Raw genomic sequence first — 25,705 nt, 5'->3', positions numbered from 1 at the left:
GCAGAGGACCCGGCATGACTGATCAACGCAACACCTCCACTCCCATCGATCCCGTGAAGCTCGACCGGCTGGCCGAGGTGGCGGTGAAGGTGGGCCTGGGCTTGCGGCCGGGCCAGGATCTGCTCTTGACGGCACCTGCGATCGCGTTGCCGCTGGTGCGGCGGATTGCCATGCATGCCTACAAGGCCGGCGCCGGCATCGTGACGCCCATTCTCTCCGACGAAGAGATGACGCTGGCGCGCTACCGCCACGGCCACGACGACAGCTTCGATCGCGCCGCCAACTGGCTCTACGAGGGCATGGCCAAGGCGTTCTCCAACAACACCGCCCGTCTCGCCATCGTCGGCGACAATCCGATGCTGCTGTCGGGCGAAGATGCTTCCAAGGTCGCGCGCGCCAGCAAGGCCAATTCCATGGCCTATCAGCCGGCGCTGGAAAAGATCGTCAATTTCGATACCAACTGGAACATCATTGCGTATCCAAGCCCATCCTGGGCAAAGCAAGTCTTTCCGAACGATCCTGAAGAGGTCGCGATCGGCAAGCTCGCGGACGCGATCTTCGCGGCGTCCCGCGTCGATCGCGACGACGCGCCGGCCAATTGGGCGAGCCACAATGCGGTGCTGCGCGAGCGCACCAACTGGCTCAACGGCCAGCGTTTCCGCGCGCTCCAGTACTCGGGACCGGGCACTGACCTCACCATCGGGCTCGCCGACGGCCATGAATGGGAAGGCGGCGCTTCGCTCTCCAAGAACGGCATCAGCTGCAACGCCAATATCCCGACCGAAGAGGTCTTCACCACGCCGCATTGCCGGCGCGTCTACGGCCATGTCGTGAGCTCGAAGCCGCTGTCCTACCAGGGCACGCTGATCGACAAGATCGCGGTGCGGTTCGAGGACGGCAGGATCGTCGACGCGAAGGCTTCGCGCGGCGAGGAGGTACTGAACAAGGTGCTCGATACCGACGAGGGCGCGCGCCGTCTCGGCGAGGTGGCCCTGGTGCCGCATTCCTCGCCGATCTCGCAGAGCGGACTGTTGTTCTACAACACGCTGTTCGACGAGAACGCGGCCTCGCACATCGCGCTTGGCCAGTGCTACTCGAAGTGCTTCGTCAACGGCGCGCAGCTCACGCCGCAGCAGATCGCCGCGCAAGGCGGCAACCAGAGCCTGATCCATATCGACTGGATGATCGGCTCGGCCGAGACCGACATCGACGGCATTCTCGCCGACGGCAGCAAAGTGCCGGTGTTTCGCAAGGGCGAATGGGCGAAGTAACTACGCCGCCGGGTTGCGCAGCATCGGGCTGGTGTCGATGCTGAAGCGGTTGAACAGCGTCGTGAACGGGCTGCCGTCGGTGGCCCGCACGACGGCGTCGGAGGCCGCCACCGCATCGTAGAGCGCACCGACCGGATCATTCGCCTCGGGCAGGTCGAGGCCCCTGCGGATTTGCTCGGGGGCCTCGTTGACGTCGTCCTCGTCGTCGAGTGTCGCCTCGAGCGCATCCGCCGCCCGCCGCATCTCATGGAGGTCACCGCCGATCTGCCGAGGGCTTTCGATGCCGCCAACGGTGAACCAGGGCTCCTCTTCGGTTGCGAAGGAGACATCGAGGCTGCCGAGCCAGGCGACGACCTCGCCGTGAGCTTTGAGAACCTCCGGGGTGAGGGGCATTGGCAGGGCTCCTTCAGACGCTTCGCGCACTTTGTCGCACCCCGGAAAAGAAGGGTTCATGTGCGCGAAATTGCAGGGAAATTGCGACGTTAACCGTTTCGCGTCTGCAACTTGCGGCTGATTGTCGGGCCCTCCGTAAGAAAGAATTAAAAATCGGCTACTAGCGTTCCCGCCATCTTTGAACAATCCGGGCCGAGATCCGGGCAGGTCATATTTTATCCCCCGAGGAAACAGATGTCGCGCACATTGATTGAAATCAGTCATTGCAATGTAGATCTCGAGCTGCGGCCGATCGAGCCGTCCTGGATTATCGAAGGCAATCCGGTGTCGCGCTCGCACATCCTGTCCACCAGCGCCGACGGCACCGCTTCGACCATCATCTGGGCCTGCACCGAAGGGCGCTTCAACTGGTACTACGATATCGACGAGACGATCATGATCATGGAAGGATCGATCGTGCTCGAAAGCGACGGCATGCCGCCGAAGCGCTACGGCCCAGGCGACGTCATCTTCTTCCGCGACGGCGCGCATGCCAAATGGCATGTCGAAGGTCACGTCAAGAAGATCGCCTTCTGCCGCAAGACCAATCCCGTGATGATCGGCTTCCTGATCCGCGTCGTCAACAAGCTCAAGAAGATCTTCGTCGCCACCGGCGAGCGCCGTCCGGCCTCGCTGATGGGCGCAAATTAGAGTTCAAACAGTTCAAGGACGCTTCCCAGCGGTCACGACGGAACAGGGGCCGGGATCAACATCCCGGCCCCTGTTCTCGTCATGGCGCCAATCCCTTTAAGGCAAATCGAGCCGGTAGAAATTGCTCGCGGTCTGCGAGAACAACGCCGTCTTCTCGGTCTCGCTCAGGGGCGCCGCGATACGCTTGAACGTGTTGAAGATCACCTGGTAGCTGCACTGGCCCTTGTCCGGCGGGAAGTTGCTCTCGAACATCGCGCGCTCGGGTCCAAACGCCTCGATGCAGGTTTCGATGTAAGGCCGCCACGCCGCGGCAAGCTCCTTGGATGATGGCGGACTCGCGCGCAAATGGAAGTCGTAGCCGAGCAGGCACATCGCGAGCCCGCCGAGCTTCACCACCACGTTCTCGCATTTGGCGATCTCCCGGATCGAGGCGCGCCATTGCGGAAACACCTCCTCGCGTCGCCCGGCAAAGCGGCCGATTCCGGCCGGGCCGCCGCAATGGTCGAGCACGATCCTGGTGTCGGGAAATGCGCGGGCGAGCTCGGTCAGCTCGCCGATTTGCGGATGGAACAGCCAGGCGTCGAAGCTCAGGTTGAGCGGCGCGAGGCAGGCAAAGCCCTTGCGGAAGGTCGGGTCCTGCAGCAATCCCTGCGGCCGGCTCGCATACATGCCGGCGACAGCAGGATCCTGGTCCCAGGCCGAGGAATGCCGGATGCCGCGGAAGCGACCGTTGCCCGCCGCGATCTCGGCCTCCAACACGGGTTGTGCGGCATCGCCGAGCAGCAGATTGACGTGGCTGACGATGCCGGCGCAAATCGCGGTCTTGCCGTAACCGCCACTGGCGCTCATCGCGGCGACGCCATTGGCGAACTCGACTTCGCCCACCGGCCGGAACGCCTCCGGCCCGTGCGCGCGATACATCGAGCGGCAATCGACATAGACGGTGGCGATGACGTTGTGGCCGGAGGCGATATCTGCCGCCATCTCCTCGATCAGATAGCGGTGCCCGCGATTCCAGAGATGGTGATGGGGATCGACGATCGGCCGTGAGGGATCGATGATCTCCTCCTGATGCAGCGCGAGCCAGTCCTCGCGCGGCTCGACGAATAGACCGCTCGTGTTGGCGGGCAAACCGCTTGCAGCCATCGGCGTGCGCTCCCTTGATGTATGCTTCTTGTTTTGGGAGCCTAGCACCTCGTCCTCGCATGCACCAACGCGCGTTGCGCAATCGCGCCCGTCATCGCGGTACAGCGGCGCCGGCGTCAACCCTTGCGCCGCTTCGCCCTCACATCGACCACCAGCCGCCAATCGGTTGCGGTGGCCGGCTTGACCTCGCCGAGCCAGTGGAAGAAATCCTCGGTGACTTCCGTAAAACTCCAGCGCGTCAGGTCGCCAGCTTCGGTCGTGCCTTCCTGCACGATGTCGGCATCGCGTGGACGGCCGATCTGCTGGCGGAATATGCAGCGGCCGGGATCGAACCATGAAATCCGCCAGGCATCGATGGTCGGATCGTAGACCCGCAGCGTCGTGCCGTACCAATTGCCGGCGATCGGCAAGGCCGGGATGCCGGCCGGGCGCGGAATGATCCAGACGTCTTGCACGGCGCGGCCCTCCAGCACCCAGCCGAAATGGATTTCGCCGGGCGCGGTGTGTTTCGTTCCATCGGGTCCATGGGCGGTGATCTCGGCGTCCCAATCGCCGACGAAGCGGCCATAAAGCTGGAGTGCCGCCGCGTGCTGGGGGCTCGGTCCGTCCGCGTGCAATAATCTCGCAAAGTCGGTCATGTCGATCTCCCTTTGCGGGAGATCAGCACGACGGGCCGGCAGCCGACTTGGAGAAAATTGCGTCACACCCCGTCGAGGATGATCACCGTCGGCTTCGACGGCAACGCATCTCGGGACATCCGGAAACTTCGTTCCATGCGCCGGTCGATCTCGAACTGCTGGCCGATGCGTTGCATGAAATCGTCGAGCGGGGTGGCGAAGCGGTGCATCGGCAGCACCACCGAGGCGCGCAGCCGCTTGGTGATCTCGGAGACGCCGTCGAGCGACATGGTGTAGGTGCCGTCGATCGGCACCATCACGATGTCGAGCCGCCCGATCTGGGCGAAGTGGCTGTCATCGAGCTTGTGGTGAAGATGGCCGAGATGGCCGATGCAGAGGCCCGCCACCTCGAAGATGAAGATGGAGTTGCCGTCACGGATCATATCGGCGCCGGCATCGTCGCCGAAATAGCGACGGATGTCGGTCGTGACGTTGCGGATGAAGGTGTCGCCGATGCGCTCCGACACGATGGCCGGCTTGCCGTCCTCGCCCCAGCCATGCAGCACACGAGGAATGCGCTTGTCGGGATATAAAGAGTAGTGCGTGCTGTGGGCCCGGTTCATGGTGACGACATCGGGCAGCCGGCCCACCTGGTAGGCCCCGCTATAGTCGGTGGCGATGCGTAAGCCGCCGGGCGTGTCGATGAAATAGGTGGAATGGCCGGCATAGGTGATCTCGACCTCGGGCGCAGCCGCCGCCTGCCTGAACGCGACCGACATGAGGCGCGGCGCAGCATTCGCCATCGCCAAGCATTCGCTGCGCTGCGACTGCTGGGCGGTGGCAGGTGAGAGGAATGCGCCGAACAGCGCCAGAGCCGCCGAAACCAGTCGCCGCATGAATCCATCCCCGATGACTTCAGGGGAAAGTCTAGCTTGCAATGCAGCGCGTGGCCAACAGTGCGCGATCAATAGCGCGTCAGTGTCGCACCGTCACGCCCGCCCTATGATTCGCGCCTTTACTACTCCCGCCGCGGGCTGAACTTCCAGGTGAGGGCGACGAGGCTCGCGGTGATCAGGCTGCTGACGAAGCCGACGATGGGCAGCGTGAGCACCAGCGCGGCGCTGGCAGCCCAGCCGATCGAGGAAAACGCCTCGGCAAAGGTCGCAAGCCGCGACGAGGTCTGGCGGCGGCGGAATTGGCTGCGCCGGGCTTGCACCCGGAACCAGAGCTGGATTGCGGTGGCGGAGGCCGCACTGACGATGACCGCACCGGCGCTGACCGCGGCCTGGAACGCCGAGGCGAAAGCGAGCGCCGCGATCAGCGGGCAGAAGATGACGCCGATCGCGATCAGCACCACCTCTATCTTGGCGCGGATGACGCTGGACGGCGGCAATGGCGCGGTCGCAACCAGGTCGGGCGCGTCCTCGCCCGAGAGCGTCAGCCAGGCAAGCCCGCCGGCGAGTTGTCCCGCCGCCATGACGATGACGGGCGTGATCAGCGTCAGCGCCGCGGAGCTGTCGGCAAAGTTGCGCCAGAGCAGCAATGCCGGCGGCACCAGATAGAGCAGCTGCATCAGCGTCTGCGAGATCAGCCAGGGATCGCGCCAGAGCAGCGAAAATTCCTTGCGCCGTAGGGCATGCTGCCGCGATCCGCCGCGGAACGGGCGCTCCTTCGCGCTGCGACGGCCGGACGCGCCATAGGCGGCGGCATCGATCGCCGTGTCCGCAAAGCGGCCCGAGAAGATCGCCATGACGCCTCCGAGCAGCACGAGGCCGAGCGCCAGGAGCAGCAGCAGCGCTTCGGCATCCCCCATCGCCGCCCGCGCCGGCCACCACCAGATGCTGTCGGCATCGGGCGCGTAAGCGGCCAAGCTACCCGAGGTCAGGATGGTGAAGCGCGACAGCGTGCCGTAGGACATGATCGCCGCCACCTGGAGCGCGATCACGAAGCCGGCGCCGATGATGGCGGCGAGGATCTGGGCGACGAACCGTGTCCGCGCCGGACCGATCAGGCGGAACAGCAGGATGGTGACGGCGATCGCGATCGCTGCGGCCGACAGGCCCATCGCGACGACGACGCCGAACGCTGCAAGCCAGCGCGCGCCGCCCCCGAACACCAGCACGTCGATGAAGGGTGTCGAGAACAGCAGCGCCATCACCGTGATGGCGAGCGCGATCGCGGCGATGCGCACCGAGAACAGATTGGCCAGCGTCGCGGGTGAGGACATGATGAGGTCGAGATCGGCGCGTGCGTAGAACACCCGCGTCACCGATTCGATCGCCTGTGACAGCATCAGCGTCCAGGCGAGAAAAATTGTCGCCGAAATCACGATCAGCGAGGATTTGTCGAGCGGCAATTGCAGGTCGGCGAAGCGGCCGATCACCGCCCAGGCCGGGACGTGCAGCAGCGCCGCGAAGAACAGCAGGCCGATCACCGCGGCACGCGTTCGATTGCGCCGCCCGCCGGTCATCATGGCAAGCCATTCGCGCCAGGCGAGCCGGAGCTCGTGGCGGGCGAACCAGGACAGCGCGGTGGCCGAGCTCATGCGGCTTCCTGGAGGGTCACCAGCGCGATGAAGAGATCTTCCAGGCTGGTATCGGCGTGCCCGTTTTGCTGCCGGAGCTCAGTCAGCGTGCCCTCGGCAACCAGGCGGCCGGCTGCGATCACGCCGATGCGGTCGGCCATGCGTTCGGCGACCTCGAGGATATGCGTGGTCATGATGACGGTGCAGCCGGCGCGGACGCGCTCGCTCAGGAGTCCCTTGACATGGCGGGCGGAGACGGCGTCCAGTCCCGTCAGCGGCTCGTCGAGGATGATGAGGCGGGGATCGTGCACCAGGGCGCCGGCGAGGGCGACCTTCTGGCGCATGCCCTTGGAAAAGCCCTCGCAGCGTTCGTGCCGGTGCAGCTCGAGCCCGAGCGAGTTCAGGAGCTCCGTGGCGACCGGTTCCGAGGCCGATGGTGCGATGCCCCACAGACCGGCTACGAACTCGAGATATTCGAGCGGCGTGAGCTTGTCATAGATCATGGGCTCGTCGGAGACCCACGCCATCACCTGCTTGGCGGCGACGGGGTTTTGGAGCGCATCGATGCCGAAGATGGAGACCGAGCCGGCATCGGGCCGCAAAAGGCCTGCAACCATGCGCAAAGTGGTCGTCTTGCCGGCGCCGTTGGGGCCGACCAGCGCATAGAATTCGCCGGCATGGATGGTGAGATCGAGGTTATCGACCGCCAGACGGTCAAAACACTTCGTTAACCCCATGACTTCGAGCGCCGAGTCGTCCCGCTTCATCACGGCCACACCTTGCGGTTTTGCATCGCTCGCGACCATGCCCCGAAGATGTTTCGGCACCGTGAATCGCGCTGCCGCAAATTCCGTCATCCGGATTGGACTAATGGCAAGTCACCGTTTGTTGACAGCGCTTGGCGGTTCAGGCTGAATTGGTGAAGGGACGAATGGCGCGAACGCAGCGAAACGACTGCGTAGCGACTGAACACAAGATGCGGCAAGGCGGTCAGGAAGAACCGCCGGTTGTATCGGGAGGATGCGCGACGATGCTGGATTTCGTTCAGCAGCTGGTCAGCGGTGTTGCGCTCGGCTGCGTCTACGGCCTGATCGCGCTCGGCTTCGTGCTTGTCTACAAGGCCACCGAGGTCGTCAATTTCGCCCAGGGCGATTTGATGATGCTGGGCGGCTTCTTTGCCTTCACCTTCATCGGCATGATGGGGCTGAACTACTGGATCGGCTTTGCCGGTGCGGTGGCGGCGATGGCGCTGTTCGGCATGCTGGCCGAGCGCGTGGTGGTGCGGCCGATCCTCGGCTATCCGCAATTCTCGATCATCATGGCCACCATCGGGCTCGGCTATTTCCTGCGCTCGATCGCAGGCATGATCTGGGGGACCGATGATCTGAAGATCGAGACGCCGTTTAGCCAGGGCGTGCTGCGCATCGGCTCGCTGGTGCTCGCCTACGACAAGCTCTCGGTGATCGCGGCGACCATGATCCTGTGCACGCTGCTCTATCTGTTCTTCAACAAGACCACGCTCGGCACTGCGATGCGTGCCAGCTCCGAGAACATGCTCGCGGCCTATTACATGGGCATTCCGGTCAAGCGCGTGGTGTCGATCGTCTGGGCGATCAGCGCGGCGGTCGCGACCTGCGCCGGCGTGCTGCTGGCGCCGATCACCTTCATCCATTCCAATGTCGGCCTCGTGCTCGGCCTCAAGGCGTTTCCGGCCGCCGTGCTCGGCGGCTTCGGCTCGATCCCCGGCGCCGTGGTCGGCGGCGTCCTGATCGGCGTCATCGAGAGCATGGCCGGCTTCTATCTGGCCGAGGGCTGGAAGGACGCCGCGCCCTACATCGTGCTGCTCGCCGTGCTCTTGCTCAAGCCCGAAGGCCTGTTCGGCCTTCACGTCCGCAAGAAGGTCTGAACGCATGCGCTTCCTGTTCAAGACCGACTACGAGGACGACATCAGGCTGTTTCCGCATTCGGGCTATTACGTCTCATACGGTCTCCTGCTGGCCGTGCTGCTGATCGCGCCCTATGTGCTCTCCAGCTATCTGATGAGCCAGCTCGTCTTCGTCTGCATCTATGCGACCGTCGGCGTGGCGCTGCTGATCCTGACCGGTTTCACCGGGCAGGCCTCGCTCGGGCACGCGGCGTTCCTCGCGATCGGCGCCTACACGGCGGCGTACTTGCAGACGTACAACGTGCCGTTCCCGGTCTACTTCCTCGCCGCAGGCCTTCTGTCCGGTTGCATTGGCGCGTTGGTCGGCTTTCCCGCGCTGCGGCTCCAGGGCATCTACCTCGTCATCGCCACTATCTCCTTCGCCTTGATCGTCGAGGAGATCCTGGCGCGTTGGGAGAGCGTGACCCACGGCAACGAGGGCATGCGGGTGAAGACGCTGTCGCTCGGCGTTGCGGTGCCGCGCGACAGCCCCACTTTCTATTTCCTCTGCCTCGCCGTGCTGGTGCTGACCATCGTCGGTACGCTCAATCTGCTGCGTTCGCCCACCGGGCGCGCCTTCGTCGCGATCCGCGACAGCGAGACCGCTGCGCGCAGCATGGGCGTCAATGTCGCGCTGTACAAGGTGAAGTCCTTTGCGATCTCCGCGGCGATCACCGGCTTCGCCGGCGTGTTGTTTGCGCACAAGCTCTCCTTCATCTCGCCGGAGATGTTCACGCTCCAACTCTCGATCGAGTTCATCATCGTAATCCTGATCGGCGGCACCTTCAGCCTGCACGGCGCGGTGCTGGGGGCAATCTTCATCGTGATGATCGATCCGTTCCTGACCTACCTCAAGGACGACATGCCCGGCATCATCGCCGGCATTGCAGCGACCTTCGGAGCGGGCACGCAAGCCGCAGCCAATGTCCAGTCCAAGGTCGCGGCCTTTGCCTCGCTCAACGGCCTGAAAGGCGCGATCTACGGGATCATCATCGTATTGTTCGTGCTGTTCGAGCCGCTCGGGCTTTACGGCCGCTGGCTCAAGATCAAACTCTTCTTCCAGCTGTTCCCGCTCTACAAGCGCGCCACCTTCAAGCGGCAGAAGATCTACGTGAAGTCGGAGCGCAACCGATGAGCTATTTTCGCGCCGAGAACTTGTCCCTGCATTTCGGTGGGCTGAAGGCCGTCGATGCGGTGTCGTTCGCGGTCGAGAAGGGCGAGATCCTCTCGATCATCGGGCCCAACGGTGCCGGCAAGAGCTCGATTTTCAACCTGATTTCGCGGATCTACCGCCCGACCTCGGGTCGCATCTTCTTCGAAGACCAGGACATCACGGAGCAGCCGCCCCACGACATCGCAAGGCTCGGCATCGCCCGCACGTTCCAGAACATCGAACTGTTCGAGAATGCGACGGTGTTGTCGAACCTGTTGGTCGGCCGCCACCGGCATTCGACCACGCAGCTTTGGCAGGAGCTGTTGTTCCTGCCGGGCGTGCGCGCCGACGAGAAGGTGCATCGCCGCAGGGTCGAACAGGTCATCGAATTCCTCGATCTCGAGCCCTACCGCGACAAGCTGATCTCGGGTCTGCCTTACGGCGTGCGCAAGGTGATCGAGCTGGCGCGCGCGCTGTGCTCGGAGCCGAAGCTGATCCTGCTCGACGAGCCGTCCTCCGGCCTCAACGTGGAGGAGACCGACGACATGTCGTTCTGGATCCGCGACCTGAAGAGCGAGCTCGGCGTCACCGTGCTCATGGTCGAGCACGATATGTCGCTGGTCAACCGCGTCTCCGACCGCGTCATCGCGCTGAACTACGGCAGGGTGCTGGCGATGGGCTCGCCGGCCGAAGTGCAGCAGCACCCCGATGTCGTCGCCGCCTATCTGGGAGCCTGACGCGATGGATGCCGTGGTAACACCAGACATCATCCTGAAACTCTCCAACATCGAGAGCTATTACGGGCCGATCATGGCGATCCGCGGCATCTCGCTCGAAGTGCCGCGCGGCCGCATCGTCACGCTGCTGGGCGCCAACGGGGCCGGCAAGACGACGGTGCTGAAGACGATCTCGGGCATTCTCGATCCGCAGAAGGGCGCCATCGAGTTCATGGGCAAGTCGATTCAACGCATGGAGGCGGACAGGATCGTGCGGCTGGGCCTCAGCCACGTGCCGGAGGGACGCGAGGTGTTCCCGTTCCTGTCCGTGCGCGAGAACCTGATGATGGGGGCCTATCCGCGCAAGGATCGTAACGGCGTTGCGGACGATCTGGAGCGCGTCTACGGCTATTTCCCGCGGCTGAAGGAGCGCATCAACCAGCCGGCCGGACAGCTCTCCGGCGGCGAGCAGCAGATGCTCGCGATCGGCCGCGCGCTGATGAACCGGCCGACTCTGTTGCTGCTCGACGAGCCCTCGCTCGGGCTGTCGCCGATCCTGGTGAAGGAAATCTTCGCGATCATCCGTCGCGTCAATGAGGAGCAGGGCATGTCGATCCTGCTGGTCGAGCAGAACGCCAAGGTGGCGCTGGAGACGGCGCATTATGGCTATGTACTGGAGATCGGCCGGATCGTGATGAACGACAGCTGCGACCGTTTGATGCATTCGAAGGACATCCAGGAATTCTATCTTGGCGCCAAGGAAGCGGGCGCACGAGGCGAGCGGCGCTGGAAAAAGAAGAAGACTTGGCGTTAAGGGAAGACTTGGCGTTAGAAAAAGCCTTAAATACCAATGCCCATCCGCCAATATAGACCGCCGGCAAGGCAGGCAGCGGAGGGGAACGCGACAGGGAGGAGACGTGCATGGCCCGACCGGCGGTGCTGACGGTCGCTGACACGATCGCGAAAAGCTTTTTGCGCGCCGCGGAGACGCGGGGCGACAGGCCGGCTATACGCGAGAAGAAATTCGGGATCTGGCAGCCGACCAGCTGGCGCGAATGGCTGGAGATCTCGAAGGAGGTCGCCTACGCGCTGCATGCCATCGGCGTCAGGCCCGGCGACGTTGCTTCCATCATCGCCAACGCCGTGCCGGAATGGGTCCATGTCGACATGGGCATTCTGTGCGCCGGCGGCGTCTCTTCCGGGATCTATCCGACCGATGCCTCATCCCAGGTCGAATATCTCGTCAACGATTCCCGGACGAAGGTGATCTTCGCCGAGGACGAGGAGCAACTCGACAAGATCCTGGCCTGTCGCGCACGCTGCCCGTCTCTGCGAAGGATCATCGTGTTCGACATGGAGGGCCTCAGCGGCTTCTCCGATGAGATGGTGATGTCGCTCGACGAGTTTCGCGCGCTCGGGCGCAACCACATGGCCGGCCGCGAGGCGCTGTGGCAGGAGATGGTCGACAGTCGTAGCGCAAGCGATCTCGCGGTCCTCGTCTATACATCCGGCACCACGGGTCCGCCCAAGGGCGCCATGCACGCCAACCGTAGCGTCACGCACCAGATGCGGCACGCCAACGATTTCATTCCGGCGCGCGAGAACGAGGACCGGCTGATCTTCCTGCCGCTTTGCCACGTCGCCGAACGGATCGGCGGCTATTACATCTCGGTCGCGCTTGGCTCGGTGATGAATTTTGCCGAGAGTCCGGAGACTGTGCCGGACAATCTGCGCGAGGTGCAGCCGACCATCTTCCTCGCGGTGCCGCGGATCTGGGAGAAATTCTATTCCGCGATCACCATCGCGCTGAAGGATGCGACGCCGTTGCAGCAATGGGTCTACCGCCGCGCCATCGACATCGGCTATCGCATGGTCGATTGCAGGATTGAAGGCAAGCCGCCGCCGCTGCCGTTGCGCCTCGCCAACGGCATCGCTTACCGGCTCGTCTTCCGCAACATCCGACGCATGATCGGGCTCGACCGTTGCCGCATCGCCTTCACCGGCGCGGCGCCAATCGCGCCGGAGCTGATCCGCTGGTATCTCGCGCTCGGCATCGACATTCACGAGGTCTACGGCCAGACCGAGAATTGCGGGGTCGCCACCATGATGCCGGCGGAGCGGATCAAGCTCGGCTCGGTAGGCAAGGCGGTTTCCTGGGGCGAAGTCGCGCTGTCACCCGAGGGGGAAATCCTGATCAGGGGCGACTTCCTGTTCATGGGCTACCTGAACCAGCCGGAGAGGACAGCCGAGACCATCGACCATCGCGGTTGGCTGCATACCGGCGACGTCGGCACCATCGACAATGAGGGCTTCGTCCGCATCACCGACCGGATGAAGGACATCATCATCACCTCGGGCGGCAAGAACGTCACGCCGTCCGAGATCGAGAATCAGCTGAAATTCTCGCCCTACATCTCGGATTCCGTGGTGATCGGCGACAAGCGGCCATACCTCACCTGCCTCGTGATGATCGACCAGGAGAATGTCGAGAAATTCGCGCAGGACCACGACATCCCCTTCACCAATTATGCCAGCCTCTGCCGCGCGGCGGAGATCCAGGACCTGATCTGGCGCGAAATCGAAACGGTCAATGCCAATTTCGCCCGCGTCGAGACCATCAAGAGATTCTATCTGATCGAACGCCAGCTCACCCCGGAGGACGAAGAGCTGACGCCAACCATGAAGCTGAAGCGCGGCTTCGTGAACAAGCGTTATGCCGCCGAGATCGACGCGATGTATCCGGCGCGGGCGGTGGCTTGAACAATCTTGTTTGAATAACAGGGAAGGAGTGAAGGCCCCACCCTTCGCATCATAAGGGCCCCAAGGAGAGGAGACTTCAATGTCGAGATCGTTGAAAACGTTCGGCTTTGCGGCAGGCGCGGTGGTGCTCACCTGTCTGCCTGCCGCGGCGCAGACCAAGGTCACCAATGAGGGCATCTCGGCCTCCGAGATCGTCATCGGCACCCATCAGGATCTGTCGGGGCCGATCAAGGGCTGGGGTGTGCCAGTCTCGAACGGCATGAAGATGGCGGTCGAGGAGATCAACGCCGCCGGCGGCGTCCAGGGGCGAAAGATTCGGCTTGTCGTCGAGGACAGCGGCTACGATCCGAAGAAGGCCGTGCTCGCGTCGCAGAAGTTGATCGAGCGCGACAAGATCTTCGCGATGGTGGGGCCAATGGGCTCGCCGACCGTGCTGGCGGCGCAGGATATCCTGCTCGACGCCGGCGTGCTTCAGCTCTTCCCGCTGACGGCGGCGGAGTTCACGTTCAAGTTCGATCCCGCCAAGCCGCAGGAGCGGCTGAAGTTCAACAATCTGCTGCCCTATGTCGAGAGTACGCGGGCGGCGCTGAAATACATGATGGAGTGGAAGAACTTCAAGAAACCCTGCATCATGCATCAGGACGACGAGTACGGGAAGAACGTGCTCGACGGCTTCAACCAGCAGCTTACTGCCATGAAGGTGCAGCCGGCCTCGATCACGAGCTACAAGCGCGGTGCCTCCGACTTCAGCGCGCAGATCGCCAAGATGAAGTCCGACAGCTGCGACCTCGTTGTGCTCGGCGCTGTGCTCCGTGAGCCCATCGGCGCGATGACGGAAGCCAAGAAGCTCGGCTGGGAGGTCACCTTTCTCGGCGCGACGCCGACCAACGTGATGGAGGTGCCCATGCTCGGCAAGGAGGCGGTCGAAGGCCTCTATGCTGCGTCCGGATTCGAGATTCCCTATGAGGACACCGCAAAGGGCAAGGTGAAGGACTGGCTGGTCAACTACAAGAAGATGTTCAGCACCGATGCCAACACGCAGGCCATCATTGGCTACAATGCGGTGATGACGTTCGCGTTTTACGCCAACAAGGCGGGCAAGGATCTGACCGGCCAGAAGATGCTGGACGCGCTGGAATCGGGCGACAAGTTCCTCGACATCTTCAACTCGCCGCCGACCAAATTCTCCAAGACCGACCACCTCGCCAACACCATCACCCAGGTGCAGCAGGTCAAGGGCGGCCGCTGGGTTCTGGTGAAGGACAATCTGATGTTTTGATTTCTTCGCCTCTTCCCGCATGCGGGGAGAGGCGGGAATTTGCGCAGCAAATCCGGGTGAGGGGGCTCTCCCAAGAGTCTAACTGTCACCGGATTCGCTGAAGCAGCCGCTCACCCCAACCCTCTCCCTGCGAAGAGCGGGAGAGGGAGAGCACACAGCCCTACGATCCTCCACCCGCGGTGCCTGAATTCACCGGGGCCAGTTCGTCTTCCCGGCAGCGCCAGCCATCGGCGGCTTTGACAAATGCAAACGTGCGCTGGATCCGCAGGCGGCGTGTGACGTTGAAGGCGTCCGTGGAGCGCTCCTTGTTGCCAACGCCGGGCTGCGGACGACCCGTTCTGGCATCCCAGCAGGTGCCCGTACAGGTCGTGGCGATCTTGCTGCAGGTGGCGAAGGGCGCCAGCACGGCCATCTCGATCTCGCCCGTGACCTGCGCCTCCTGCTCGCCCACCTGGCTGTCGAGTGCGTAGACGCGGTTGATGCGGAGGAAGTTGCCGCAGGAATTGGCCGCGTGGATTCGCGCGGCGCAGAAATCGACGGCATCGGTGTCGGGCGAGTGGGCTGCGACCTGCCGGCCGAACACCTTCTTCGGATCGCCTTTCGCCGTGCCAATCTCGTCAGCCTTGTGCTTCAGATAGCCGGCGAGACAGTCCTCCGCGGACTCGAGCTCCCCGAGCGGCACGTTCTCCTTGCCAACCAGATTGCATTTGCGATCGCGCTCCCGCGTCCACCGGCCGTATTCGGCGAAGGCAAAGCGCGCCGCGGTCGGATCGAGCTTGCCGATCAGGCCGAGAACCTGGCTGTTCAACTCAGTCTCGGCCAGCGCCAGCGACGGGTCCGCACAGATCAGCGCGCCCGCGGCGGTGTTGGCGGCGAGACAGTCGAAATCCGGATCGCGTACGATCGCTGCGCGCTCATCGGTCACCTTGAGAAGACATGCCTTCACCCGGTCGAAATCTTCGGCGCGGATCGCGGTCTGGCCGACGATGCCGCAACCGAGATTGCGCTGGCGGATCCAGATCGCGTTCTCCTCGATCCCAGGCAGGCGATCGGGCAGGCGGGCAAGCCGCGCCTCGATTCCCGTGCTCAGCTTCTCGGCGGCGGCGGCAAGCTCGGCATCACCGCAGAACAATTGATTGCCGGGATCGCGGATCTGCTGGCAGTTGTTCTTGGCAAACAGCGGCAGCCTGTCGGCGACGGAGCGGTCGGACGGGCTGGATTGCGCGAAGCCTGGAGCCGCCGGCAAGGCCAGCAGCGCAAGCATAGTCAGCACGATGAACCGCATTCCAGTCGCCCCCGCATAGCCGCGGGCATGCTAGCGTCCCGAATCGCGCGGCGAAATGGCTTTGTGGGGTAAGCGTACTTTTTACCGGGCTACAACAAGATCAACGCGCCTCGGCGGCGATCATCGAGAACCGCACGGGCTCGTCGACATATTTCAACACGGCCGACTGGTAGAGCACGAACAGCGGCTGGTAGCTCCGTGCAGCGTCGTCCTCGACCATTGCCATGCGACGATTGTCGAGCATCAGCCAGTGGCCGTCGAGCCGTGCAGCGGTAACCGCATGCTCTTCGCCGGCCCTGACGTCGCGCACCACGACGATGCGGAGATCTTCGGCGGCAATGCCCGCGAGCTTAAGAGCGGCGAGCTTGGCAATGGCATAGTCCTCGCAATCCCCGGCGCCACGCGCGAAGGTCGCGAGCGGCGAGCTCCAGACGTCCTCGGTACCGTCATCGGCGGCGCGGATGGCGAGGTTGATGGCGCGATTGGTTTCGCCCAGCCGGGCGCGGCCGTCACGGCTGCGGGCCTGGTCGACGATCGCGAGCAGTTTCAGCGCAGCGGGCGAAGCGCAATTGTCCCGATCGCCGTCGCACAGGGCGAGCTGCACCATGTCATCGTCGAGCCTGGACCTCAGGGCGAGCCATTTCTGTTGCAGGCTGCCGGCGGAGATGGCGAAGGCGAACACGCCGAACGGCTCGGCGGATTTGCGCACGAGGACGCCGGCTCCCGGCGATAGTAGCGTGCCAGCGCGAAGCTCGGCGGCCGATCCGAGCAGGATCAATCCGCACAGCACAAGGATAGCGCGCCAAGCGCGCGAACGAGCAGCGGTCTCCATCTGACATCCCCTTCCGGCTTCGCCAGGTCCCCCTCGACCTGCACGTGCCGGGCTTTGTTGCTTTCGCGGAGATAGTGCGAGGCGGGCGGTTTTGTTCTGCTTAACGCGCCCGGCCTGGGGTCCCAAAACCGGGCAACAGGCTGAAACGGGCCTGCTCATATTGCGTAAAATTTTACGATTCGCCGGCTAGGAGGGCGGCAGTTGCCGCGAAGAGGGACCAATTGCAGGCAGAAGTTGTTGTGGAACTGATTCTGCGCCTTATGGCTAACGGCTGGCTATTTCGCGAGTTCTGTTAGCTGGATCACAGATTTGGCCCCGTATTTGCCGCAGGGTGGTGCGGGGCACCACGAACAAAAGATGACAGAAGTATCTATTGCCAGATTTCTGCAATAGAATACATGAGGTTACTGAAAATGAGCGAAAATAAGCGCTACTTTACTTATGAGTATTTGAAAGATTACTTTGGCTTCCCTGCAGGTGCCCAGCCGTCCGAGAGCATCGACCGCTTGGTGATGCGAAATCACACAAGCAATAGGTGGTTTCGCTAAGGACTTGGTAATGATATGCAAGTTTAGGCGAGCGATACTTACTTAGATTTTAACTCCTTTTTTGGTGCCCGGATTGAATTACGCTGGCAAATTTGACGCCGCGATTTCCTTGGACGGCTTGGGTTCCCGATCGCCCGCCGATGGCCATGTCGATTCCTTTACTGCGAAGGCACACGGCCACGTGCCCGATGGCGCATTCGTGGTTCCCGACCCGAACCTGATCTTCAACGGCGATTTCAAGCGCGCCGGTCTCGATCTCGTGCTGTCTCATGATGGGCACGATTTCGTCGTTCACGATTATTTCAGGGGCGACAAGCGCGCGGCGATCGCCTCGCCCGACGGCGCGCACCTCACCGGCGACGTCGTCAACGCACTCACCGGCCATGTGCAATACGCGCAGGCCGCCTCAGGGATTGCCGCCGCGCAGGTCATCGGCCACGTCACCAAGCTCTCCGGCAGCGCGACCGCGGTCCGTAACGGCGTCTCCGTCATCCTGAACAATGGCGACAACGTCGAGAAGGGCGACGTGGTCTCGACCGGCGGCGACTCGACGCTCGGCATTACGTTCATCGACGGCACGGTGTTCGGCCTGTCCTCCAATGCGCGGATGGTGCTGAACGATATGGTCTACGACCCCAACGGGTCGAACAATTCCTCTCTGCTCAGTCTGGTCGCAGGCACCATCACTTTCGTTGCCGGTGAGACCGCTAAGCACGGCGACATGAAGGTCGACACGCCGGTCGCCACCATGGGCATCCGCGGTACGGCGGTGCTGAGCCAGATCAACTTCGTCGTTCCCGCTGGCGGCGGCGATCCGCAGCCGCAGGCAAGCTTCCAGGTGCTGGTCGAGCCGAACGGCACGACGGGCTCCTACATCCTGTTCGACAAGGTCACGCTGCTGCCGATCGCGACGGTCAACCAGGCCGGCCAGATGATCCAGATCAGCGGCGGCAACGTCTCGATCTCCAATGCGCTGATGTCGCCGGACATCCAGAAGCTGATCACGGACGTGTTCACGCTGAAGTTCACGGACAACAACAGCAACACCAAGCTGACCCAGAACTTCACCGACTCGATCACGCAGACCGGCAACATTGTCTTCATCAAGACGGATACCGGTGCCACCGCGACCGCGACCTTCACGCATCTCCCTGAGCCGGGATCGCAGGGGACCGGCCATAATCCGTCGACCAGCACCCGCATTCCCGGCCCGCCCGTTCGTCAAAGCCTCGATCTCAACGGCAATGTGAAGACGGCGTTCGAGATGATCGAGCGCGCGGGCACGACCGGCGACACAACTCATTACGATACCATCTCCGGTCGCATCACCTTCGTCGATCAAAACCTGGCCGATCTGCCAACGGTGAGCATAGACCTCGGCGATGCGCCGAACTTTGTCTACAAGAACGCCGGCCAGCAGGATGTCAGCGGCGCGCTCTCTGCGCTCCAGAAGCAGGACATCGCGGCAACGCAGATCCAGCTCAGCGTGGCCGCAGCCGCCGGTAACAACAACAACGGCTCGGCGGTCTGGACCTACACGATTCCCGACCACGTCTTCGACTTCCTCGCGGCGGGCGAAACGTTGACGCTGACCTACAAGGTCCGCGTCAACAATAATTTCTCGGTCAATCCCGAAACGTCGACCATCGACATCACCATCACGATCACCGGCACCAACGACAAGCCGGTGATCACCACCAGCGTTCCGACCATCATCTTCGAAGGCGGCACCAGCGTGCCGGGTGGCCCGCTCACCAGCGATGTTCCCACGTCGGGCACGCTGAGCTTCGACGACGTCGATCTCACCGACAAGCATACGGTGTCGGTGGCGTTGAGCAGCGCGACCCTGCCTGACGGCACCGTTCCGCCGGGGCCGCTTGCGGCGTTCCAGAGCGCGATGTCGGTCGCGATCGCGGCGGGCGCCGATAGCACCGGAGACGGCACCGGCACCATCAACTGGTCGCTGGCTGACCTGCCGGTCTATCTCGCCGACTTCATCCCCAAGGGTGAGGTGCTGACGCTGGTCTACACCGTGACGCTCAAGGACGCGCAAGGCGCCACCTCCCAGCAGACCATCACCGTCACGATCACCGGCACCGACGCTCCCGCCGTGGTGTGGATCGCGACCGACAAGCCCGGCGCTCCCTCGGGCGGCTTCTGGAAGGATGCGGCCAACTGGGCAACCGGCACGGTCCCGACCATCAATGACGACGTCATCGTCATCACCGACCAGCTGCATGGGCTGACGCCGTCCTATCCGGTGACGATCGACACGGCAGCCTACGCCAAGTCGATCACGATGAACGACTACGACACCGCGGTCGGCCACAAGGCGCCGGAAGTCATCAACAAGAGTGCGTTGACGATTGCGGGCGAGATCAGCCTCAAGGCCGATTCGAAGCTCACCAATTTCACGGCAAGCACGATCTCGGTTGGTGGCAAGGCTGAGTTCCTGGACAGCAGCGTCCTCACCAATGCCGGCTACCTGACGCTCAAGGGCGGCGGCGATTTCGCCAACGGCACCACAATCACCAATTCCGGCACGATCGAGCTGTTCGGCGGCACGCTGAAGACGCTCGCCGGAATTAACAATGCCGGCGGCACGCTGAAGGCCGATGCCGGCACGACGCTGATCGTCGACACCGCCACCATCAGCGGCGGCACGGTCACCATCGCCGGCACGCTGGAACTCGACGGCAGCAGCGTCCTCAAGAACGGCACGCTGAACAATTCAGGGGCGGTCAACATCAAGGGCACGGCGGATTTCGCCCACGAGACCGTCGCAAACACGTCCGGCGGCACGATCAAGGTGCTGGCGAATGGCTGGCTGACGATCGACCAGGGCTCCGGCGTCGCCAACACCGGCAACGTCACGGTGGACGCCACCGGCAAGCTGACGGTCAACGGCGCCACGATCAGCGGCACCGGCACGGTCACCGGCAACGGTGAGATTGATCTCACCGGCGCTGCGGTGCTGAGCGGCGGCATCCTGAACAACAACGCGGTCTTTAAGGTCAGCGGCACCGGCAACGCGCTGGACCACGAGACGGTCACGAATGCGAGCACCGGCACGATCGAAGTGCTGGCGAACGGCGCGCTGACGATCGACCAGGGCTCGACGGTCGCGAATGCCGGTAACGTCACGGTCGATGCCAACGGCAAGCTGACAGTCAATGGCGCCACGCTCAACGGTGCCGGGACTGTCGCCGGCAGCGGCGAGATCGACCTGACCGGCGCTGCCGTGCTGAGCGGCGGCATCCTAAACAACAACGCGGCCTTCAAGGTCAGCGGCAGCGGCAACGCGCTGGACCACGAAACGATCACGAATGCGACGACCGGCACGATCGAAGTGCTAGCGAACGGCGCGCTGACGATCGACCAGGGCTCGACGGTTGCGAATGCCGGCAACGTCACGGTCGATGCCAACGGCAAGCTGACGGTGAACGGCGCCACGATCAATGGTGCCGGCACGGTCACCAGCAATGGCGAGATCGATCTGACCGGCGGCGCGGTTCTGAGCGGCGGCATCCTGAACAACAATGCGGCCTTCAATGTCAGCGGCACCGGTAATGCGCTCGACCATGAGACGATCACGAATGCGAGCACCGGCACGATCGAGGTGCTGGCGAACGGCACGCTGACGATCGACCAGGGCTCGACTGTCGCGAATGCCGGCAACGTCACGATCGATTCCGCTGGCAAGCTGACAGTTAACGGCGCCACGATCAGCGGTACCGGAACTGTCACGGGCAATGGCGAGATCGATTTGACCGGCGCTGCGGTGCTGAGCGGCGGCATCCTGAACAACAACGCGGCCTTCAAGGTCAGCGGCACAGGTAACGCGCTAGACCATGGAACAATCACGAACGCGAGCACCGGCACGATCGAAGTGCTGGCGAACGGCGCGCTGACGATCGACCAGGGCTCGACGGTCGCGAATGCCGGTAACGTCACGGTCGATGCCAACGGCAAGCTGACGGTGAACGGCGCCACGATCAATGGTGCCGGCACGGTCACCAGCAATGGCGAGATCGATCTGACCGGCGGCGCGGTTCTGAGCGGTGGCATCCTGAACAACAACGCGGCCTTCAAGGTCAGCGGCACCGGCAACGCGCTGGACCACGAGACGGTCACGAACGCGAGCACCGGTACGATCGAAGTGCTGGCGAACGGTGCGCTGACGATCGACCAGGGCTCGACGGTTGCGAATGCCGGTAACGTCACGGTCGATGCCAACGGCAAGCTGACGGTCAACGGGGCGACGATCAACGGCACCGGCACGGTCACCGGCAATGGCGAGATCGATTTGACCGGCGCTGCGGTGCTGAGCGGCGGCATCCTGAACAACAACGCGGCGTTGAAGGTCAGCGGCACCGGCAACGCGCTGGACCACGAGACGATCACGAATGCGAGCACCGGCACGATCGAGGTGCTGACGAATGGCGCGCTGACGATCGACCAGGACTCGACGGTCGCGAATGCCGGTAACGTCACGGTCGATGCCAACGGCAAGCTGACAGTTAACGGCGCGACGATCAGCGGTGGTACGATCAACGGTCTCGGCACGATCGATGTCACCGGCGCCAGCAAGATCGATCAATCGGCGACGCTGAGCACCACTGCCGTGACGGTCGAGAGCGGCGTCATCCTGACGCTGGATGACGTGATAGTTGCGGGCACCGCAATCGCCAATCATGGCACGGTCAAGGTCGATGCAGGCAGCAAGCTGACATTGAACGGTGCGAGCCTGACAGGCGGCGCGCTCACCGTTTCGGGCACGCTGAATTCGACCGGCACAACTGCGATTACCGACGCCAACATCTCGAACAACTATCTGATCGAGGCAGCCCTGGGCGCGTTGACGCTGCTGGCGACGACCTCCGCAAGCTCGATTGCGAATGGCGGCATCCTCAGGGCCAATGGCGCCGAGCTCGACATCAACGGCGAAGCCATCGCAAACACCGGCACGCTGGCGGCGATCAATCATGGGACACTGAAGCTGATCGGGATGACGGTGACCGACACCGGCAGCGGTAGTGTCTCGGTTGAGTCCGGCTCGGCACTCGAACTTCAGGGCGCGACCATCGACGGCGGCACGGTGACGATTGCCGGTACGCTGGAATCGACCGGCACCAGCGCCATCGACAATGCCGACATTACCAACACCGGCACGATCACGGTCACCAGCGGTACGCTGACGATTGATCCCGCCACGCTTCACGCCATCACCAATCACAATCTCATTCAGGCGAAGGGCGGCGTGCTCGACGTCTCCGGTGAGGATGTCTCCAACACCGCGGCTCTTGAGGCAGTCAACCACGGCACGCTGAAGCTGGCAAATCTCACCGTTAGCAACAGCAGTGCTGGGTCGATCACGGTCGACGGCACCTCGAAGCTCTATCTGACCGACGTTTCGATCAACGGCGGCAGCCTGAGCAATGCCGGCAATCTCTACAGCGCCGGCGTCGATACGGTCACGGGCAGCGTCACCAACACCGGCATCATCGAGGTCCAGAGCGGCATTCTCGACCTTGCGGGCGGCATCGCCGGTTCAGGCAAGGTAATCGTCGATGTTGGCGCGACGCTGGAGTTTTCGGGCGCGACCGGTTCGATCCACATCGTCAATTCCGGCTCCATCGTGGGCGCCGGTGGCAATGCGGCGATCCACATCCAGCAGGATACGACCGGTTCGGTGATCAACAATTCCGGCACCATCGGGCCGCCCGCCGCTTCGAGCGTGACCTCCGCGACCGACGCGATCATCGAGATCGGTGGCAGCCTCACGATCAACAACACCGGCCACATCAACGGCAATATCTCGGTCGCCAGCGCGACCTTCAATAACGAGTCCGGCGGCACCTGGACGGTCGCCGGCACGAGCGTCTTCGGCAATGCGTCGTCGATCGTCAATGACGGTGTCATCGATCTCCTCAACGGCGCCTCGATCTCCCTGGGTGGGCCTGGACTCGTCAATCACAGCCACATCGACAGCTGGGGCACGGCGTCGATCTCGGGCACCATCAGCAATACCGGCAGCATCGAGGTCCATGATGGCGAGCTGTCGCTGTTCGGCTTGCTGACCGGCACGGGCTCGGTCACCGTCGATGCCGGTGCGCTGCTGAAGCTCGAAGGCACGGTCGCGCAGACGATCAACCTCGCGGGCGACGGCGCCGCGGTTGAGATCGATACGGATACGTTCGGCGGATCGATCGCGGAGCTGTCCGCGAACGACACGATCGACCTGTCGACGATCAAATACGGGCTCGGCACCAGCGCGGTCTATGTTGCAAACTCCAATCCCGCGACCGGCGGCGTGCTGACGGTGACCGATGCGGACGGCAATCACATCAGCCTGAACCTGGCCGGCGCCGACTACAGCAATGCCCATTTCGCCGGGAGCGACGACGGCACTGGCCACACGCTGATCACGATGACCGATGACCACGCCCCGGCCTTCACCGCCGGCGGCGTGCTGGCGGGGGGCGTCTCCGAGCAGGCGGACGCCACCGGCGACTTCGCCACCTCCGATACCTCAACGCCTGCGACCGGCGCGATTGACTTCACCGACATCGACCTGACCGACCTGCCGTCGGCACAGATCACCGGCCAGGACGTGACCTCGCTTGGCGCCGATCACAGCACTAACCTCACCTCGTCGCTCTCGCTTGACGAGATCGCGGAGCTCAAGAGCGGGCTGACGCTTCTGCCGCAGGCCGGGCTGAACAATGGCATCGTCACCTGGAGCTATTCGATCGCCGACGGCGCGCTGGACTTCCTCGCCAAGGACCAGACCGCGAAGGTGGTTTCTACCATCACGAGCACGGACGATTACGGCGAGACCGCCACAACCGACGTCACGGTCACGATCACAGGCAAGAACGACGCGCCGACCTTGGCCGCGGTCACCACGGATCCGCTCGTCGATACCTCCATCGCCGACAGCTTCTCGGACGTCACGGGAATGCTGGTCGGAACCGACGCCGACCATGGAGAGACGGCGGGGCTGACCTATGCCGTTCTGAACGCGGATAGTCATGGGACGACGGCTGGCCTGTACGGCTCGCTGACGGTCAACGCGAACGGCACCTACACCTACGTTCCCGATGCGGCTTCGATCAACGCGCTTTCGGAAGGCCCTTGTTCGGACGTCTTCACGATTCAGACCACGGACGCGCAAGGTGCTGTCGGCACGGCATCATTCACGGTTGCCGTAACAGGCGCCAACGACGCTCCGGTGTTGACCGATGGTAGCATCGGGCAGCTCACCGATACGTGCGCAGCGGATAATTTCTCTGACCTCACCGGACAGGTGGTCGGGACCGATGCCGACTCCGGCGATACGCTGACCTACACCTTGCTGAACGCAGATCACCAGGCAGTCGGAGAGGTCACGGGTCACTATGGCGCGCTGGCGCTCAACACGAACGGCACCTACACCTACGTTCCCGATGCGGCTTCGATTAACGCGCTGCCGGGCTGCTTGCACTATTCCGACAGTTTCACGGTCCAGGTCACGGATGCACATGGCGCCGCCTCCACGGCGATATACACGGTGGACCTGACGGGCGCCAACGACGTGCCAACGCTGTCCGCTCTCAACCTCGGCAAGCTTACGGACACGGCGGCGACCGACACCTTCTCCAATCTCACCGGAAATCTCGCGGGCACCGACGCCGATGCCGACGAGACGGTGACGCTGACCTATTCTGTCCAGAATGCGGATAGTTGCGGGACGGCTCCAGGACACTACGGCGCGCTGACGGTCCACTCTGACGGCAGCTACACCTACGTTCCCGACGCGGCTGCGATCAACGCGTTGCAAGAAGGGCCCTTCGCGGATACGTTTACGGTCCAGACGACGGACGCGCATGGCGCGACCGGCACTGCGACACTCACGGTGGACGTGGACGGCGCGAACGATGCGCCGGTAATGGACGTCAACCAGATCAGCCTCACGCATGACGACGCTCAAGTCACTGTGCACGGTATCTCGGCCACCGACTCCGATGCGGCTGCCAATGAAACCTTCACGCTCGTTGCCTCCGGCTCGGGTAGCAATTTGAGTCCGGCGTCGACGTCCGATACCTTGGCGCATATCAATTCCGCGCTGCAGACCGTGACCTACACCGATGCAAGTGAAGGTGCGGCCATACAGACGGTCACGCTCACCGTGGCCGACAGTCACAACGCAAGCAAGACGGTTAGCCTGCTCTTTGGCACGGCCGGGCAAGATGACTTCATCGGGACAGGCCATCAGGACCAGTTCGTGTTCGCCGCCAGTTCTAACAACGATACGATCACCAATTTCACGCCCGGTCAGGACCATATCGACTTGTCGGCAGTCGTGACCGCCAGCGATTTTGGGGCATGGATGGCGCAGCACGTGGCGGCTTCGCCGACCAATTCCGCTGACACCCTGGTCACGATCAACGCTTCGGACACCATCCTTCTGAAGGGTGTCGCCCACCTCCAGGCGAGCGACTTCATCGTCCATGCCTGATTGCTGCATGATGGGCCGCGATCGTCGGCAGGCCCGATCCACGCTGCCGTTCACCGCCAAAGCGTGA

General features: G+C 63.2%; 17 protein-coding genes. 9 read left to right on the top strand and 8 right to left on the bottom strand.

Going from position 1 to position 25,705, the window contains the following annotated elements; genetic code table 11:
- The first annotated feature begins 14 nt into the window (after positions 1–14).
- The gene (locus ACIPUD_RS21445; RefSeq protein ID WP_446481504.1) at positions 15–1,271 is read left to right on the top strand and encodes an aminopeptidase; all 1,257 of its coding nucleotides are present in this window, start codon (positions 15–17) and stop codon (positions 1,269–1,271) included.
- On the opposite strand, the gene ACIPUD_RS21440 is transcribed toward ACIPUD_RS21445, so the two are convergent.
- Entirely contained in the window at positions 1,272–1,664 is a 393-nt protein-coding gene (locus ACIPUD_RS21440) for a hypothetical protein (protein ID WP_446481503.1), read from the bottom strand.
- A 234-nt stretch (positions 1,665–1,898) separates the two neighbouring features.
- On the opposite strand from ACIPUD_RS21440, the gene ACIPUD_RS21435 reads away from it, so the two are divergent.
- Positions 1,899–2,354, top strand: a complete 456-nt coding sequence (locus ACIPUD_RS21435) for a cupin domain-containing protein (RefSeq protein ID WP_018458179.1) — start codon at positions 1,899–1,901, stop codon at positions 2,352–2,354.
- A gap of 96 nt (positions 2,355–2,450) precedes the next feature.
- On the opposite strand, the gene ACIPUD_RS21430 is transcribed toward ACIPUD_RS21435, so the two are convergent.
- The 5 genes from ACIPUD_RS21430 to ACIPUD_RS21410 form a co-directional block, all read right to left on the bottom strand.
- Positions 2,451–3,500, bottom strand: coding sequence for an amidohydrolase family protein (locus ACIPUD_RS21430; RefSeq protein ID WP_446481502.1), 1,050 nt, complete (start codon positions 3,498–3,500; stop codon positions 2,451–2,453).
- Between the two features lie 116 nt (positions 3,501–3,616).
- On the bottom strand, positions 3,617–4,138 hold the full coding sequence (locus tag ACIPUD_RS21425) for a hypothetical protein (protein ID WP_446481501.1): 522 nt from the start codon (positions 4,136–4,138) through the stop codon (positions 3,617–3,619).
- Positions 4,139–4,200: 62 nt separating this feature from the next.
- Positions 4,201–5,013: an MBL fold metallo-hydrolase gene (locus ACIPUD_RS21420; protein WP_085358033.1), complete on the bottom strand. Its 813-nt coding sequence runs from the start codon at positions 5,011–5,013 to the stop codon at positions 4,201–4,203.
- 122 nt (positions 5,014–5,135) lie between these two features.
- Positions 5,136–6,662, bottom strand: a complete 1,527-nt coding sequence (locus ACIPUD_RS21415; protein WP_446481500.1) for a permease — start codon at positions 6,660–6,662, stop codon at positions 5,136–5,138.
- The gene (locus tag ACIPUD_RS21410; RefSeq protein WP_085383890.1) at positions 6,659–7,408 is read right to left on the bottom strand and encodes an ABC transporter ATP-binding protein; all 750 of its coding nucleotides are present in this window, start codon (positions 7,406–7,408) and stop codon (positions 6,659–6,661) included. Before ACIPUD_RS21410 ends, ACIPUD_RS21415 begins: the two co-directional genes overlap by 4 nt.
- 263 nt (positions 7,409–7,671) lie before the next feature.
- Here ACIPUD_RS21410 and ACIPUD_RS21405 point away from each other — a divergent pair, with 263 nt between their 5' ends.
- From ACIPUD_RS21405 to ACIPUD_RS21380, 6 genes are all read left to right on the top strand, one after another.
- The gene (locus ACIPUD_RS21405; protein ID WP_446481499.1) at positions 7,672–8,547 is read left to right on the top strand and encodes a branched-chain amino acid ABC transporter permease; all 876 of its coding nucleotides are present in this window, start codon (positions 7,672–7,674) and stop codon (positions 8,545–8,547) included.
- Positions 8,548–8,551: 4 nt separating this feature from the next.
- On the top strand, positions 8,552–9,700 hold the full coding sequence (locus ACIPUD_RS21400; protein ID WP_446481498.1) for a branched-chain amino acid ABC transporter permease: 1,149 nt from the start codon (positions 8,552–8,554) through the stop codon (positions 9,698–9,700).
- Entirely contained in the window at positions 9,697–10,455 is a 759-nt protein-coding gene (locus ACIPUD_RS21395; protein ID WP_018458187.1) for an ABC transporter ATP-binding protein, read from the top strand. Before ACIPUD_RS21400 ends, ACIPUD_RS21395 begins: the two co-directional genes overlap by 4 nt.
- Positions 10,456–10,459: 4 nt before the next feature.
- On the top strand, positions 10,460–11,248 hold the full coding sequence (locus ACIPUD_RS21390) for an ABC transporter ATP-binding protein (RefSeq protein WP_204513223.1): 789 nt from the start codon (positions 10,460–10,462) through the stop codon (positions 11,246–11,248).
- Positions 11,249–11,355: 107 nt separating this feature from the next.
- A complete protein-coding gene (locus ACIPUD_RS21385) occupies positions 11,356–13,194 on the top strand; it encodes an AMP-dependent synthetase/ligase (protein ID WP_204513224.1) in 1,839 nt (612 codons plus the stop codon).
- Positions 13,195–13,273: 79 nt separating this feature from the next.
- Complete coding sequence (locus ACIPUD_RS21380; RefSeq protein WP_026233521.1) at positions 13,274–14,473, top strand: ABC transporter substrate-binding protein; 1,200 nt, start codon at positions 13,274–13,276, stop codon at positions 14,471–14,473.
- 160 nt (positions 14,474–14,633) lie between these two features.
- On the opposite strand, the gene ACIPUD_RS21375 is transcribed toward ACIPUD_RS21380, so the two are convergent.
- Complete coding sequence (locus ACIPUD_RS21375; protein WP_085349300.1) at positions 14,634–15,758, bottom strand: lysozyme inhibitor LprI family protein; 1,125 nt, start codon at positions 15,756–15,758, stop codon at positions 14,634–14,636.
- Positions 15,759–15,858: 100 nt separating this feature from the next.
- Complete coding sequence (locus ACIPUD_RS21370) at positions 15,859–16,590, bottom strand: transglutaminase-like cysteine peptidase (protein WP_446481497.1); 732 nt, start codon at positions 16,588–16,590, stop codon at positions 15,859–15,861.
- Positions 16,591–17,211: 621 nt separating this feature from the next.
- On the opposite strand from ACIPUD_RS21370, the gene ACIPUD_RS21365 reads away from it, so the two are divergent.
- Entirely contained in the window at positions 17,212–25,638 is an 8,427-nt protein-coding gene (locus ACIPUD_RS21365; protein ID WP_446481496.1) for a VCBS domain-containing protein, read from the top strand.
- The last annotated feature ends 67 nt before the right edge of the window (positions 25,639–25,705 follow it).

Source organism: Bradyrhizobium sp. CAR08, from assembly GCF_052871955.1.
Note: the sequence above shows the minus strand (reverse complement) of the source record. Positions and strands in the feature narration are given on the sequence as shown.